We start from the raw sequence: 14,365 nt of genomic DNA on the forward strand, positions 1-14,365 counted from the left end.
GGGAGAAAATGATGAAACATCGCTATTTACCGATGACAGAGTCTGACCAGAAAGCAATGCTTGAGAAAATCGGCGTCAGTTCTGTGGAAGAATTATTCAGTGATATTCCCGAGAGTGTAAGATTTAAGGGCGAATATAAAATCAAGCCGGCGAAATCAGAGACAGCCTTACTGAAAGAGCTTACTAAAATGGCTCAAAAAAATGCTGATCTTCGCACAAATACATCTTTCCTTGGTGCGGGAGTTTATGATCATTACATGCCGGTCATTGTCGATCATGTTTTATCCCGTTCAGAGTTTTATACTGCCTATACTCCTTACCAGCCGGAAATTTCCCAGGGAGAGCTGCAGGCAATTTTCGAATTTCAGACCATGATCTGTGAATTAACAGGAATGGATGTTGCCAACTCATCCATGTATGATGGCGGAACTGCTCTTGCTGAAGCAGCCATGCTAAGCGCAGGCAGCACACGCCGGAAGAAAATATTAATCTCAAGCGCAGTTCACCCTGAATCGAAGGAAGTAGTCAAAACATACGCAAAGGGCCAGTATATTGAAGTGATTGAGATTCCTCATAAAGATGGCACCACTGACCTTGAAGCCCTAAATGAAATGATTGGCGATGACATCGCAGCTGTGATTGTACAGTACCCTAACTTTTTTGGGAGAGTCGAGCCTTTAAAAGAGCTTGAGGAAATTATTCATGCCCACAAGTCCATGTTTGTTGTTTCAAGCAACCCGCTTGCTCTTGGCGCGCTTACTCCTCCAGGGAAATTCGGAGCAGACATCGTAGCAGGAGATGCTCAGGTTTTCGGTATTCCTACTGCTTTTGGAGGCCCTCATTGCGGATATTTTGCTGTAACATCCAAGCTGATGAGAAAAGTGCCGGGACGTCTTGTTGGACAAACGGTAGACGATCAGGGACGCCGCGGTTTCGTGCTTACCCTTCAGGCGCGTGAACAGCATATACGCCGTGATAAGGCAACATCCAATATCTGTTCCAATCAGGCACTCAACGCACTGGCGGCATCTGTAGCGATGACTGCTCTCGGCAAGAAGGGCGTAAAGGAAATGGCTGCTGCCAATATGCAAAAAGCCCATTATGCAAAACAGCAATTAAAGGCCGCCGGCTTTGAAGTCCCATTCGATGGCCCTTCATTTAATGAATTCGTCATCAAACTAAATAAGCCTGTTAAGGAAGTAAATCAAAAGCTCCTTGAAAAGGATATTATTGGCGGTTACGATTTGGGCAGAGATTATACTGACCTGAAAAATCATATGCTTGTTGCTGTAACGGAATTGAGAACGAAGGAAGAAATCGATGCATTCGTTAAAGAAATGGGGGATTACCATGCATAAGGAAGATCAGCCACTCATCTTTGAATTAAGCACAGAAGGCCGTATCGGCTACAGCCTGCCGGAGATGGATATTCCGGAAATTGACCTGGGCGAGCTTCTTCCTGAGGGCTATCTGCGAGAAGAAGAGCCTGAGCTGCCGGAAGTGTCAGAACTTGATATCATGCGCCACTATACTGCACTTTCCAAACGAAATCATGGTGTTGATTCGGGATTTTATCCACTTGGATCCTGCACAATGAAATATAATCCTAAAATCAATGAGAATGTAGCGCGCTTCAACGGTTTTGCCCACTTACACCCGCTGCAGGATGAAAGCTCTGTTCAGGGTGCGCTGGAATTAATGTATGATCTGCAGGAGCACCTGATTGAGATTACAGGAATGGATGAAGTTACACTTCAGCCGGCTGCAGGAGCGCACGGAGAATGGACTGGATTAATGATGATCCGTTCTTATCATGAAGCGAATGGCGATACCAAACGCACTAAAGTTGTCGTTCCTGACTCTGCCCACGGAACAAATCCGGCATCCGCAACAGTTGCAGGCTTTGAAACAGTAACGGTTAAATCGGATGAAAATGGGTTGGTGGATTTAGAGGACCTGAGAAGAGTGGTTGGCGAGGATACTGCTGCTCTTATGCTGACTAACCCGAACACATTAGGGTTGTTTGAAGAAAACATTCTTGAAATGGCAGAGATTGTTCACAGTGCCGGCGGAAAGCTTTACTATGATGGAGCTAACCTGAATGCTGTACTTTCAAAGGCACGCCCTGGAGACATGGGATTTGATGTTGTTCACCTTAATCTTCATAAAACATTTACAGGACCGCATGGTGGCGGCGGACCGGGATCTGGCCCTGTCGGCGTAAAAGCGGATTTGATCCCATACCTTCCGAAGCCTGTTTTAGTTAAGAAGGGTGACCAGTATGAATTTGATTATGACCGCCCGCAATCAATCGGCCGCGTGAAACCGTATTATGGAAACTTCGGCATCAATGTCCGGGCTTATACTTATATTCGTACTATGGGGCCGGATGGCCTGAAGGCAGTTACGGAAAATGCGGTACTAAACGCAAACTATATGATGAGAAGGCTTGAGCCATTCTTTGACCTGCCATTTGACAGACATTGCAAGCATGAATTCGTTTTAAGCGGCAAGCGCCAGAAGAAGCTTGGCGTGCGTACTTTGGATATTGCCAAGCGCCTTCTTGACTTTGGCTATCATCCGCCAACCATCTACTTCCCTCTTAACGTGGAAGAGTGCATCATGATTGAGCCGACAGAAACAGAATCTAAAGAAACCCTGGACGCTTTTGTCGACGCGATGATTCAAATTGCAAAAGAAGCTGAGGAAAACCCTGAGATTGTTCAGGAAGCACCTCATACAACAGTGATTGGCCGTCTGGATGAAACCATGGCTGCAAGAAAGCCGGTTCTTCGTTACCAAAAACAATAATAAACAAGAGGCCCCGTCAAACTGACGGGGCCATTTCAAATAACACTATTATTTTTTCGCCTTCACTTTTCCGGACCACTTTTTAAACCCGCCCTGCAGGTGTGAAAGGTCTTTATAGCCTTTACGGTGCAAAAACTGGGCAGCTCTCGCACTTCTCATGCCGCTCTGGCAATATAAGTAGACTGGCTTGTCCGGACGCAATTCTTTCATGCGCATTTTCATTTGTGAAAGCGGTATATTGCGTGCACCTAAAATATGGCCGTTTTCAAATTCATTTGGTTCGCGAACATCGATTAACTGGGCTTTTCTATAGCCTTCTCTAAACTGGTCTTCAGTAAGCGTTTTAACAATTCGGCGCTGATAAAACCATGTTATGACAGAATAGGTAATGATTGCACCCAAAATGATAAGAATGAAATAAAGTGTTTCCAATATGTCTTTCTCCTTTCACGCATAGGTAAGCCAACTAATATTATATAAGTCTTTCCTGATTGGAGTAAAGGAAATCAGGTAAATTTGTTCTGGAAATTCAACTTGCTTTAAATTTCAATGGAATTTTGTTAGACTAATAACCGCAAATGACCAGTTAAAGAAATTGAAAATGAGGGTTACATATGACTAAAGAAGTATGGCGGTTTATCGATTCAGGAGAAGGTTCGCCTTCTTTTAATATGGCTTTGGATGAAGCCTTGCTTGATTGGAACAGTGAGGGGAAGATGCCACCTGTAATCCGGTTTTACGGCTGGAATCCCGCAACTCTTTCAATTGGATACTTCCAAAAGGTTGAAAAAGAAATAGATATGGAAGCAGTGAAGCACCATGGACTGGGATTTGTCCGCAGACCAACAGGCGGAAGAGGGGTGCTGCACGAACATGAACTCACATACAGTGTCATCGTTCCTGAAGCTCATCCGGAAATGCCAAGTACAGTAACTGAAGCATACAGAGTCATTTCTGAAGGAATTCTAAAAGGTTTTCACGCCCTGGGGATGGAAGCTTATTTTGCTGTACCAAAGACGGCTGAAGAAAGGGACTCTCTAAAAAATCCAAGATCTGCTGTTTGTTTTGATGCCCCAAGCTGGTATGAACTTGTTGTAGAAGGCCGTAAAGTAGCAGGGAGTGCACAAACAAGACAAAAAGGTGTAATCCTTCAGCATGGCTCTATTTTGCTTGATTTGGATGAAGACAAGCTGTTCAGCTTATTCAAATATCCTAATGACCGGGTAAAAGAGAGAATGCAAAAGGCTTTTAAAAATAAAGCTGTTGCCATAAATGAGCTGACAGCAGAAAATATTACTCTTGAACAGGCTAAGGCAGCTTTCAAGAAGGGGTTTGAGGAAGGCCTGGATATTGTACTGGAACCTTACGAGCTCTCAGAAGAAGAGATGGCATATGTACAAAAAATCGCAAAAGAACGATATGAAAGCGATGACTGGAACTATAAGAGATAAAAGCGGCTAAGTCGCTTTTTCTCTTTTTTTAATGAATAATTTTCCAATTGCTGCTCTTAAAAAGTGCAAGCTTCAAAATATGTTAAAATTTATCGTTAATTGTCGGAAATCGGCTGTTAACTCTGTTTTTCTTTTATTTTTAGTATATTTTAAGTTTGACAAAATCAGATTCAGTTGAATCAGACACAATATGTAGTGGTGTCGAAAATATTTAGGACACTATATATTGATTTTGGGGTTTGAGTTATGGTAACTTTAGGGTACTCTTTTAAAACAGATAGATTTACCCTATCTGACAGAATACTTACACACATTAATTAGATAATTGAATTTAGAAGGAGTTGTAACAATGTCTGTTGCTCTAGGACAAAAAATGAAATTGAACATTGAACGTTTAAACAAGGACATCCGTCTCTTTCCTCAGGTTCACCCAGTAACCTCAGATATGAAAATGACCCACAAAGGTGTTTCCCGCTTGGTTATGCTAGATCGCTATACCTTCAAAGACACCGAGAAAGTGACACTCACAAACGGTGACTTCGTTGTCCTTACCATCAAGGAAGATCCCAAATTTCCTGCACGCGGCTTAGGCTACATCATCGATATTGACTGGGAAAACAAGACAGCCAAGGTTTTAGTAGAGGAAGATTACAGAGGAGTCCTGGATGATCCGGAAGAATCGAGAACAGGCATTATTACAAAGCCTCTTGATGTAATCGAGAAGCCTTTGGAAATCTACTATGAGCAAATCGCCAAGCGTAACGCAACAGGCCTTGCATCGGTTGAGAAGACCGAAGAAAAGAAAATAGAGTGGTTTGAGAAGTTCTATCAGGAATTGAAAAACCTTAATTTCATTCCAGCTGGCCGCGTGCTGTATGGAGCTGGTGCTGACACAGATGTTACGTATTTCAATTGCTATGTAATGCCATTCGTGCAGGATTCCCGTGAAGGAATCTCCGAGCACCGCAAGCAGGTAATGGAGATCATGAGCCGCGGCGGCGGAGTAGGGACAAACGGTTCAACTCTGAGACCTCGCAATACACTGGCCAAAGGTGTAAACGGCAAATCCTCCGGTTCGGTTTCCTGGCTGGATGATATTGCGAAGCTTACACACCTGGTGGAGCAGGGGGGATCCCGCAGAGGTGCGCAAATGATTATGCTGTCTGATTGGCATCCGGACATTATCGAATTCATCATCTCGAAAATGCAAAACCCGAGAATTTTACGCTTCCTTCTTGAAAATACAAATGATGAAACAATAAAAAAATATGCTAAAGAAAAATTAAAATTTACTCCATTTAATGAACAGGAAATTGCCATGTATCAGGGCATTATTAATTATAAAAGCATTCCAGGCTATGGCGGCTTCAGTGAAAACATCATAAAAGATGCTGAGGAGAAGCTGGCAGCTGGCGGTACTTTTAGTGTTCATAACTCTGAGTTCCTTACAGGAGCAAACATTTCAGTCTGCCTCACGAAAGAATTTATGGATGCGGTTGAAAATGATGGAGAATATGAGCTTCGTTTCCCGGATGTTGAATGCTATGATGCCGAAACGATGAAAACATACAACGAAGAATGGCATAAAGTCGGTGATGTCAGAGAGTGGAAAAAACTAGGCTATAAAGTCCGCGTTCACCGTAAAATTAAAGCGAAAGAGCTTTGGAACCTGATTAACATCTGTGCAACATACTCAGCTGAACCAGGCATTTTCTTTATCGATAATGCAAACGACATGACGAATGCACAGGCTTACGGACAAAGGGTTGTAGCTACAAATCCTTGTGGCGAGCAGCCTCTGGCGCCAAATTCGGTATGCAACCTTGCAGCAGTAAATCTTGCAGAAATGGCAGATAAAGAAAATAAAACTGTTGATTTTGAAAAGCTGAAACGTACTGTTGAAGTAGGTGTACGGATGCAGGACAATGTAATAGATGCTACACCATACTTCCTTGAAGAGAACAAAAAGCAGGCATTAGGCGAGCGACGAGTTGGTCTTGGCGTTATGGGGCTTCATGATCTGCTCATCTATTGTGAAACAGAATATGGCTCTGAAGAAGGAAACGTGCTGATTGATAAAGTCTTTGAAACCATTGCTACATCAGCTTACAAAGCTTCTGTAGAGCTTGCTGAGGAAAAAGGAAGTTTCCCGTTCTTAACAGGTGACAATCCTGAAGAAACGAATCGTCTGCGCAAAGCTTTTACCGAAACAGGCTTCATGCAGAGAATGCCTGAGGATATCCGTGCTTCCATTTTAGAAAGCGGAATCCGCAATTCACATCTTCTAACCGTTGCTCCTACGGGATCCACAGGAACAATGGTTGGAGTTTCTACAGGCCTTGAACCATATTTCTCCTTCTCATACTTCAGAAGCGGCCGCTTAGGCAAGTTCATTGAAGTGAAGGCAGATATTGTTCAGGAATATTTAGACCGCAATCCGGATGCAGATCCTGAAAATCTGCCTGAATGGTTTATCGCAGCGATGGATCTTGCTCCAGAAGCGCACGCAGATGTTCAATGTGTAATTCAGCGCTGGATCGACAGCTCCATCAGTAAAACTGTCAACGCACCGAAAGGCTACAGTGTTGAACAGGTTGAGAAGGTGTATGAACGTTTATACCGCGGCGGAGCAAAGGGCGGAACAGTATATGTGGACGGATCACGCGATTCTCAAGTATTGACGCTGAAAGCAGAAGAGAACAGCTTTGATGGTACTGATACAGTCAAAAAAGAAAAATCCAAGCAGCATGTTGTGCTGGTTGATACAATCAGTGACCTGCGTTCCACCGATGTAACAATCGGTTCAGAAGTAGGCAATACATGCCCGGTATGCCGCAAAGGAAAAGTCAAAGAAATCGGCGGCTGCAATACTTGCACAAACTGTAATGCCCAGCTGAAGTGCGGTTTATAAAAATGGCTGTTTTCGCAAGGTTTGTTGCTATTTTTAAATTATTTACTGAGTTAATTGGAGCGGAAGGTGCGAGATCCTCGAAAATGCAACCGCATTTTCTTCGTGCGGTGTTTTTTCCGGGAAGCTTATTCAACGTCCTTCGGGAGTAGCGGGACAGGTGAGACCCCGCAGACGCGCAGCGTCGAGGAGGCTCACCGCCTGCCCCGCGGTTCGCTGAGCATCCTGTAGCGGAAATCAACGGGCAGCATTGGTAGGCGAAAAACAAAAATTTCTACGAAAAAAGCCATAAAAATAAATAAAACGAATTAGAGAAGATGGAAATAATTGTTCCATCTTCTTTTTTTGCTGTTGGATTAATTGGCTCATACTACAGTCATAGGGTTCATCCGAAATTATAAAACGGCAGGACAAATTGACAAAGAGAGGTTAATCCAATGAAGCCATTTATCCCTCAGCTCGTTTATATAGAGCCTCAAGCTCTTGAGTATCCGTTAGGAAGAGAACTAAAGGAAAAATTTGAGAAAATGAATATTGAAATCAGGGAAACAACTTCACATAATCAGGTGAGGAATATTCCTGGCGATAATGAATTGCAGAAATACCGCAATGCTAAATCTACTTTAGTGGTAGGAATCAGACGAACTCTGAAATTTGATACATCCAAGCCTTCGGCAGAATATGCCATTCCCCTTGCAACTGGCTGCATGGGTCACTGTCATTATTGCTATCTGCAAACCACACTTGGCAGCAAGCCGTATATTCGGACGTATGTAAACCTCGAAGAAATCTTTGATCAGGCCTCCAAATATATGGAAGAGCGCAAGCCTGAGTTAACACGCTTTGAGGCTGCTTGTACTTCCGATATCGTAGGGATTGATCATCTGACCCACTCACTGAAAAAAACGATTGAATTTATCGGTCAGACTGAATACGGCCAGCTCCGTTTTGTCACAAAGTATCATCATGTCGATCATTTGCTGGATGCGAAACATAATGGGAAAACCCGGTTCCGATTTAGCATCAATTCCCGCTATGTAATAAAAAACTTTGAGCCGGGTACTTCCTCTTTTGATGAACGGCTTGAAGCTGCCCGTAAAGTAGCCAATGCCGGCTATCCGCTTGGATTTATCGTGGCGCCTATTTACATGCATGATGATTGGCGAGAAGGCTATCATGAACTTTTTCAAAGGTTAAGCAAAGCACTTGATGGCATCAATCTGGAAGGCTTAACTTTCGAATTGATCCAGCACAGATTTACGAAACCGGCCAAAAAGGTAATTGAAAAGCGCTACCCGAAAACAAAGCTTGAAATGGATGAAGAAAAGCGAAAATATAAGTGGGGAAGATACGGTATAGGCAAGTATGTTTATCCGACAGATGAAGCAAAGGATCTGGAACATACAATCAGGGAGTATATACTCTCATATTTTCCAGAAGCAGAAGTGCAATATTTTACTTAATTATGAAATTTTGCTTGTCAGCCGTACTATTTTAAAAAGCTCCTGATTAAAGATGTATAAGTAAAGGTTCCTCTATGAGCAAGTACATCGACAGGAGTGGCTTACATGTATATAGATGGTGTTTTTTCAGGTGGAGGCATCAAAGGATTTGCCTTAATCGGCGCATATGAAGCAGTTCATAGAAGGGGATTTTGCTTCAAGCGGGTTGCTGGTACCAGTGCAGGATCCATTGTGGCTGCGTTAATAGCTGCTAATTATACAAGTGAGGAAATATATCAGCTCGTCGATGAATTTGAAGTCAAAAAGCTCCTTGATGAAAGAAAAACATTTATCCCTTTTGCAGTTGGAAAATGGATTAATCTCTATTGGCGTTTGGGATTATATAAAGGATCTGAGCTGGAAAGCTGGATGGCTCAGAAACTTGGCGATAGGGGAATTAGGACATTTTCAGATCTGCCGCCTCAATCGCTGAGAGTCATTGCGTCAGACCTGACAAATGGAAGATTGATGGTACTTCCGGATGATCTTGTGCATTATGGCATTGATCCAGCTTCATTTCCGGTGGCAAAAGCTATCAGGATGAGCTGCAGCCTCCCGTATTTTTTTGAGCCTGTCAAGCTAAATGGCTTCAGCAGCACAAGTGTGATTGTGGATGGAGGGGTTTTAAGCAATTTTCCGATGTGGCTTTTTGATAAGGAAAATGTGAAAAAAACCAGGCCTGTGCTCGGGATAAAGTTAAGTCATAACTTAAGCCAACGGCCCCCGAATAAAATCGACAATGCTATACAAATGTATGCGGCGCTTTTTGAGACGATGAAGGACGCTCATGATGCAAGATACATCTCGAGAAAGCATGCACAAAATATTATTTTCATTCCAACCGATGGTGTACTGACTGCGGAATTCAATATAACTGAACAGAAGAAAAAAGACCTTCTGGAGCACGGCAGGCAATGTGCGGAGCAGTTTTTTACCTCATGGAGCTACTAATTAGAATGCTAAGGAGCTTTCAAGTCAAGCAATATATAAACATAAAAAAATCGAGCCCTGATTAAAGGGAGGCTCGATTTTTCTTTTTGCCTTTTTTGCCTTCTATGACTGTCAAATGTGGAGAAGACTTTTTCTTGGACTTTTTTATAGAAGTTATGGAACCGACAGATCCTTTTCTTCCATTAACAGTGCCAGATTCTTTATTATTAAAGCGTCTTTTTGATTTTTTGGCTGCCTTTATAAAAGCTCGCTGCTCTCGCTTTGAGGGATTAGATCTGTTAAAGCGCTGAAAAAGAAAGTATACAACAGCTCCAATGATGACAATGACAGCTATTCTCTGCAAAAAACCGGCAGGATTTGAGATCAAGCTGACGGCAACTCCGATAACAGCTAGAATAATAAGACCGGAGACAATATAAAATGTAAATGGTTTTTTCAAGAAAGCCACCTCCCTAAAAGCATGATGAGCAATTTTATAAGCTTTTAAACTCTATAAGCTAAAGTTTATCGAAATAATTATGAATGCTGTCTTCATTTTTTTATTTTCCTATTTCTTTACAATTTAAACAGAAGAACATTAACTTTTAATAAGTCTTAGTAAGGTTTTCCAAAAAATCACGAAAATGCTTATACTTAAATTTATGCTGTGCACCCCAGTCCCGGAACTCGCATAACCGGAAAAGCACAAAATTAAAGAGCTTCATCCTTAATTATTTTATTCGACTTAAAATCTCATAAAACCTCTATATAACAGGAAAATATATAAAAAATATGAACGGTTTTTGCAGCAGAAATTATTCCGGCCGCTTTTATTTAAAAATGGATGCAATGGAATAATTGTGTGTGGACATAATAGGAAAAGGAGGTGGCGCAAAGTGGCAGAAGAAAAAGAGCGCTTGGAACAGGATCAAAGGGAAAAACCGATGTCTTTTATGACAATGGTGGTCATTACCGGACTGGTTGGAGGCATTCTTTGGAGCGGTCTGGCCTATCTTGCTTATGTGTTTAATTTCACGGAAATTCGCCCTAATGTCATTCTCGAGCCCTGGACGATTGGAGCCTGGAAAGAGGGGTGGCTTGGAACATTGATCTCAATTTTCCTAATAGGGGGAGTATCTATTATAGCTGCCCTGATCTATTATGCAGCGCTGCGGAAATTTCAAAGTATTTTCGTGGGGGCAGGCTATGGAGTTGCCCTTTTTTTACTGGTGTTTTTTGTTCTCAATCCAATCTTCCCTGGTATCAGCCCGTTTTGGGATCTTGAGCGAAATACAATTATTACATCACTTTGTTTCTATATTTTATTTGGCGTATTTGTAGGATATTCCATTTCATATGAAGCTCAAGAACTCAGAGGCAAAACCGAAGATGAAAAAAAGGCCCGTACAGATCCGGATTTAATTTAATGGATTAGAGTCAGACTTCTTGCAGATTAAAGCAAAATGACGAACGGTAAATTTTCTAGCATGGAATAATGAAAAATAATGAGAAAAGCGCTATACATCAGAACTGTATGAAATTTTGCTTTATGATAGAATGTTCTTAAGTGGGCATTCTTTTTCAGTGCTTTCATCAGGATGTTAAATAGAAGGAGAAGCCTGTAAGCAATTGTTAAAAAAGGGGGTTGAATATGGGGAAAATACTCCTGTTAAATGGGCCGAATTTAAACCTGCTAGGCAAAAGGGAACCAGGTGTTTATGGAAAAGAAACACTGGGTCAGCTTGAGCAAAATATGAAAGCATTGGGTGCTTCATATGAGTCAGAAGTAATCTGTTTTCAGTCAAATCACGAAGGTGAACTCATTGACAGGCTACACCATGCCAATGAAGATGGCACACAGGGTATAATTTTCAATCCCGGGGCATTTACTCATTATAGCTACGCAATAAGGGATGCTGTTGCAGGAATACAGGTTCCTGTGATCGAAGTACATATTTCAAATGTTCATGCCAGGGAAGAGTTCAGGCATATTTCTGTCATTGCACCCGCTGCAATGGGCCAGATAGTCGGCCTTGGATTTAAAGGTTATGAACTGGCACTTTATGCATTAATGGATTTTGTCAAGGGGAGAGGATAATATGGAGAAAATACAAAAATTACGAGCACGCTTTACAGAGTCAGGGATTGATGGGATGCTGATTACCAGCAATTACAATCGCCGTTATATGACTGGTTTTACCGGTTCATCGGGCGTGGTTTTAATCAGTGCAGATAAAGCGCTCTTTATAACCGATTTCCGCTACACGGAACAGGCTGCCAAACAATGTGAAGGGTATGAAATTGTAAAACATACTGGTGCAATTCCGGAAGAAGTCGCCAAACAGGCAGAGCAGCTTGGGATTAAAAAGCTTGGTTTTGAAGAGAATCATGTAACCTTTTCATCCTATAAAGCCTATGAAAAAGCTGTTAACGCCGAGCTTGTCCCTGTTTCTGACACTATTGAAAAGTTACGCTTGATAAAGACCGATTCAGAGATTAAGATAATAAAGGTGGCGGCAGACATTGCAGATGCTGCGTTTAAACATATTCTTGATGTCATTCGGCCAGGTATTACGGAACTGGAAGTTTCGAATGAATTAGAGTTCTTTATGAGAAAAGCGGGTGCAGATTCATCTTCGTTTGACATTATCGTAGCATCCGGGTACCGTTCTGCTTTTCCGCATGGAGTTGCCAGTGATAAGGTTATTGAAAAAGGCGATTTTGTCACTCTGGACTTCGGCGCTTATTATAAGGGGTATGTTTCAGATATTACCCGCACAGTTGCTGTTGGGGAACCGGAAGATAAGCTGAAAGAAATTTATACAATTGTGCAGGAAGCCCAGGAGCGGGGAATGGAAGGCATCAAACCTGGAATGAGCGGCAAAGAGGCAGATGCCTTAACTCGTGATTATATTGCAGGTAAAGGCTATGGCGAATATTTTGGCCATTCTACCGGACACGGGATCGGCCTTGAAGTGCATGAAGGTCCTGCATTATCATTTAAGTCTGATGTTATCCTTGAACCCGGAATGATTGTGACGGTGGAGCCTGGCATTTACATACCGGGACTTGGCGGTGTCCGCATTGAGGATGATACAGTCATAACAAATGATCATAATGAAACGCTTACTCATTCTACTAAAGAATTGATTATTCTTTAATTGTACACATTAGGAGGACAAACTTATGATTTCAGTAAACGATTTTCGTACGGGATTGACGATTGAAGTTGATAACGGAATTTGGCGCGTAATGGATTTCCAGCACGTTAAACCAGGAAAAGGAGCGGCTTTTGTACGTTCCAAATTACGCAATCTTCGCACGGGCGCGATTCAGGAAAAAACCTTCCGTGCAGGTGAAAAAGTAGGGAAAGCTCAGATCGATAACCGTAAAATGCAGTACCTTTATGCAAATGGAGATCAGCATGTTTTCATGGACAATGAGTCTTATGAGCAAATCGAGCTGCCTGCGTCAGCAATTGAGTATGAATTAAAGTTTTTAAAAGAAAACATGGAAGTTGCTATTATGCTTTATCAGGGAGAGTCTCTTGGAATCGAGCTTCCTAATTCTGTTGAGCTTACAGTAACGGAAACAGAACCAGGCATTAAAGGGGATACTGCATCCGGCGGAACAAAGCCTGCAACAGTTGAAACCGGCCTGATTGTGCAAGTTCCTTTCTTTGTTAACGAAGGGGATAAACTGATCATCAATACAACTGATGGTTCATACGTATCGCGTGCATAGGATAAAAAAAATCCCGAGAAATCGGGATTTTTTTTATCCTTTATATTTCCTGCCTTCTGCGCCGGGGGATATGTCAGTGTCATTGCGATTATTATAATCAGGATCAGATGTGGGAGCAGTTCTGTTATCGCGGGTTCCGCCCAGATAAGCCCTGTCGCCTTTTTTCTGATTTTTTAAAAATTCATCTAAATTTTCATTCATCCAATAACCTCTTTTCTATAAAATTGCTCAGTGCCGCCTTATTAGTATTTGCTTCTTCACTGCGATTATAAGCCGAAGATTTCCTAGCTGTAGAATATGAAATCTGCCGTGATGCGGCTTTCGATTTCTATTGTTCCCGGCTGAATAGGTGTGCTGACGGCACTTTTAACTAAAGCGGAGGATTGAAATGAGACAGGCTGCACCATGCCTGAATTTCCTTCTGAAACTGATACTGGAGTTCTGATTAATTGGACTCTTAGTGAAGCAGCGATTGTTTCTGCCTTTCTATAAGCATCCATTACGGCCATGCTTAGTGCCTGCTGATACAATTCCTGCTGGTTTTCTGTTTCAAACGTAATTCCTCTTACCGTATTTGCGCCGCTGTCTACTGCTGTGTCCACTACAAGTCCTGTTTTTTCTATCTTATCGGCCGTAATGTTCAGTATATGCTCAACCTTGTACCCGCGGAAAATTTGCTTGCCATCCACAAAATCATACTGCGGAAAAATGGAGAATTCTGACGTTTGAATTTGTTTATCTGTTATTCCAATGGCATTAAGAGCCTTTTTGACATTTGAAATGGCTGAAGCATTCTGCTCCTGTGCCTTCTGAAGCTCCTGGTCTTCTGTTAAAACTCCAAGCTTTATACTAGCCTGATCTGGCTGTACAGCTATCTTTCCTTCACCTGAAACCCTTATAGTATTTGGCTTGGATCTGGAATGCCTTCCAGTCTGCACAGTATTGCGGACGAATGGCTGATAATAATACATAACTTTCTCACCCCGCTTTCATGAATGTATCTTTCTAGAATTACGCGG

General features: G+C 42.2%; 14 protein-coding genes. 10 read left to right on the forward strand and 4 right to left on the reverse strand.

The window, feature by feature from the left end:
- Positions 1-11 precede the first annotated feature (11 nt).
- On the forward strand, positions 12-1,358 hold the full coding sequence (gene gcvPA, locus AC3WTL_RS12715; RefSeq protein ID WP_492369508.1) for an aminomethyl-transferring glycine dehydrogenase subunit GcvPA: 1,347 nt from the start codon (positions 12-14) through the stop codon (positions 1,356-1,358).
- The gene (gene gcvPB / locus AC3WTL_RS12720; protein ID WP_048008252.1) at positions 1,351-2,811 is read left to right on the forward strand and encodes an aminomethyl-transferring glycine dehydrogenase subunit GcvPB; all 1,461 of its coding nucleotides are present in this window, start codon (positions 1,351-1,353) and stop codon (positions 2,809-2,811) included. The genes gcvPA and gcvPB overlap by 8 nt, the downstream gene beginning before the upstream one ends.
- Positions 2,812-2,859: 48 nt before the next feature.
- Here the strand turns inward: gcvPB and AC3WTL_RS12725 are convergent, their stop codons facing one another.
- Positions 2,860-3,243 (reverse strand): rhodanese-like domain-containing protein, encoded by a 384-nt coding sequence (locus AC3WTL_RS12725; protein ID WP_035329981.1) that lies wholly within the window; start codon positions 3,241-3,243, stop codon positions 2,860-2,862.
- A 182-nt stretch (positions 3,244-3,425) separates the two neighbouring features.
- On the opposite strand from AC3WTL_RS12725, the gene AC3WTL_RS12730 reads away from it, so the two are divergent.
- From AC3WTL_RS12730 to AC3WTL_RS12745, 4 genes are all read left to right on the forward strand, one after another.
- Positions 3,426-4,262, forward strand: coding sequence for a lipoate--protein ligase family protein (locus AC3WTL_RS12730; RefSeq protein WP_163143372.1), 837 nt, complete (start codon positions 3,426-3,428; stop codon positions 4,260-4,262).
- Positions 4,263-4,611: 349 nt separating this feature from the next.
- The gene (locus tag AC3WTL_RS12735; RefSeq protein WP_492369484.1) at positions 4,612-7,173 is read left to right on the forward strand and encodes a vitamin B12-dependent ribonucleotide reductase; all 2,562 of its coding nucleotides are present in this window, start codon (positions 4,612-4,614) and stop codon (positions 7,171-7,173) included.
- 434 nt (positions 7,174-7,607) lie between these two features.
- Positions 7,608-8,633 carry a spore photoproduct lyase gene (splB, locus tag AC3WTL_RS12740; RefSeq protein ID WP_492369485.1) on the forward strand — a complete coding sequence of 342 codons (1,026 nt, stop codon included), beginning with the start codon at positions 7,608-7,610 and terminating at the stop codon, positions 8,631-8,633.
- A 105-nt stretch (positions 8,634-8,738) separates the two neighbouring features.
- Positions 8,739-9,623 (forward strand): patatin-like phospholipase family protein, encoded by an 885-nt coding sequence (locus tag AC3WTL_RS12745; RefSeq protein WP_492369486.1) that lies wholly within the window; start codon positions 8,739-8,741, stop codon positions 9,621-9,623.
- 61 nt (positions 9,624-9,684) lie between these two features.
- Here AC3WTL_RS12745 and AC3WTL_RS12750 read toward each other — a convergent pair whose 3' ends face one another.
- Complete coding sequence (locus tag AC3WTL_RS12750; protein ID WP_282172653.1) at positions 9,685-10,071, reverse strand: SA1362 family protein; 387 nt, start codon at positions 10,069-10,071, stop codon at positions 9,685-9,687.
- Positions 10,072-10,498: 427 nt separating this feature from the next.
- Here AC3WTL_RS12750 and AC3WTL_RS12755 point away from each other — a divergent pair, with 427 nt between their 5' ends.
- From AC3WTL_RS12755 to efp, 4 genes are all read left to right on the forward strand, one after another.
- Positions 10,499-11,029, forward strand: coding sequence for a YqhR family membrane protein (locus AC3WTL_RS12755; RefSeq protein WP_076258072.1), 531 nt, complete (start codon positions 10,499-10,501; stop codon positions 11,027-11,029).
- 224 nt (positions 11,030-11,253) lie between these two features.
- Positions 11,254-11,700 carry a type II 3-dehydroquinate dehydratase gene (aroQ, locus tag AC3WTL_RS12760; RefSeq protein ID WP_492369487.1) on the forward strand — a complete coding sequence of 149 codons (447 nt, stop codon included), beginning with the start codon at positions 11,254-11,256 and terminating at the stop codon, positions 11,698-11,700.
- Between the two features lies 1 nt (position 11,701).
- A complete protein-coding gene (locus AC3WTL_RS12765; RefSeq protein WP_492369488.1) occupies positions 11,702-12,763 on the forward strand; it encodes a M24 family metallopeptidase in 1,062 nt (353 codons plus the stop codon).
- A 25-nt stretch (positions 12,764-12,788) separates the two neighbouring features.
- Entirely contained in the window at positions 12,789-13,346 is a 558-nt protein-coding gene (gene efp, locus AC3WTL_RS12770) for an elongation factor P (RefSeq protein WP_035329990.1), read from the forward strand.
- Between the two features lie 33 nt (positions 13,347-13,379).
- Here efp and AC3WTL_RS12775 read toward each other — a convergent pair whose 3' ends face one another.
- Together AC3WTL_RS12775 and AC3WTL_RS12780 are read right to left on the reverse strand one after the other, a co-directional pair.
- The gene (locus AC3WTL_RS12775; protein WP_035329991.1) at positions 13,380-13,547 is read right to left on the reverse strand and encodes a hypothetical protein; all 168 of its coding nucleotides are present in this window, start codon (positions 13,545-13,547) and stop codon (positions 13,380-13,382) included.
- Positions 13,548-13,630: 83 nt separating this feature from the next.
- Positions 13,631-14,317 carry an SIMPL domain-containing protein gene (locus tag AC3WTL_RS12780; RefSeq protein ID WP_197213527.1) on the reverse strand — a complete coding sequence of 229 codons (687 nt, stop codon included), beginning with the start codon at positions 14,315-14,317 and terminating at the stop codon, positions 13,631-13,633.
- Positions 14,318-14,365: the final 48 nt, after the last annotated feature.

Source organism: Cytobacillus sp. EB106-05-05-XG126 (assembly GCF_058791715.1).

Coding starts and splice junctions, on each gene's coding strand:
- gcvPA (WP_492369508.1), top strand. CDS start 12: ATGAAACATCGCTATTTACCGATGACAGAGTCTGACCAGAAAGCAATG.
- gcvPB (WP_048008252.1), top strand. CDS start 1,351: ATGCATAAGGAAGATCAGCCACTCATCTTTGAATTAAGCACAGAAGGC.
- AC3WTL_RS12730 (WP_163143372.1), top strand. CDS start 3,426: ATGACTAAAGAAGTATGGCGGTTTATCGATTCAGGAGAAGGTTCGCCT.
- AC3WTL_RS12735 (WP_492369484.1), top strand. CDS start 4,612: ATGTCTGTTGCTCTAGGACAAAAAATGAAATTGAACATTGAACGTTTA.
- splB (WP_492369485.1), top strand. CDS start 7,608: ATGAAGCCATTTATCCCTCAGCTCGTTTATATAGAGCCTCAAGCTCTT.
- AC3WTL_RS12745 (WP_492369486.1), top strand. CDS start 8,739: ATGTATATAGATGGTGTTTTTTCAGGTGGAGGCATCAAAGGATTTGCC.
- aroQ (WP_492369487.1), top strand. CDS start 11,254: ATGGGGAAAATACTCCTGTTAAATGGGCCGAATTTAAACCTGCTAGGC.
- AC3WTL_RS12765 (WP_492369488.1), top strand. CDS start 11,702: ATGGAGAAAATACAAAAATTACGAGCACGCTTTACAGAGTCAGGGATT.
- efp (WP_035329990.1), top strand. CDS start 12,789: ATGATTTCAGTAAACGATTTTCGTACGGGATTGACGATTGAAGTTGAT.
- AC3WTL_RS12775 (WP_035329991.1), bottom strand. CDS start 13,547: ATGAATGAAAATTTAGATGAATTTTTAAAAAATCAGAAAAAAGGCGAC.
- AC3WTL_RS12780 (WP_197213527.1), bottom strand. CDS start 14,317: ATGTATTATTATCAGCCATTCGTCCGCAATACTGTGCAGACTGGAAGG.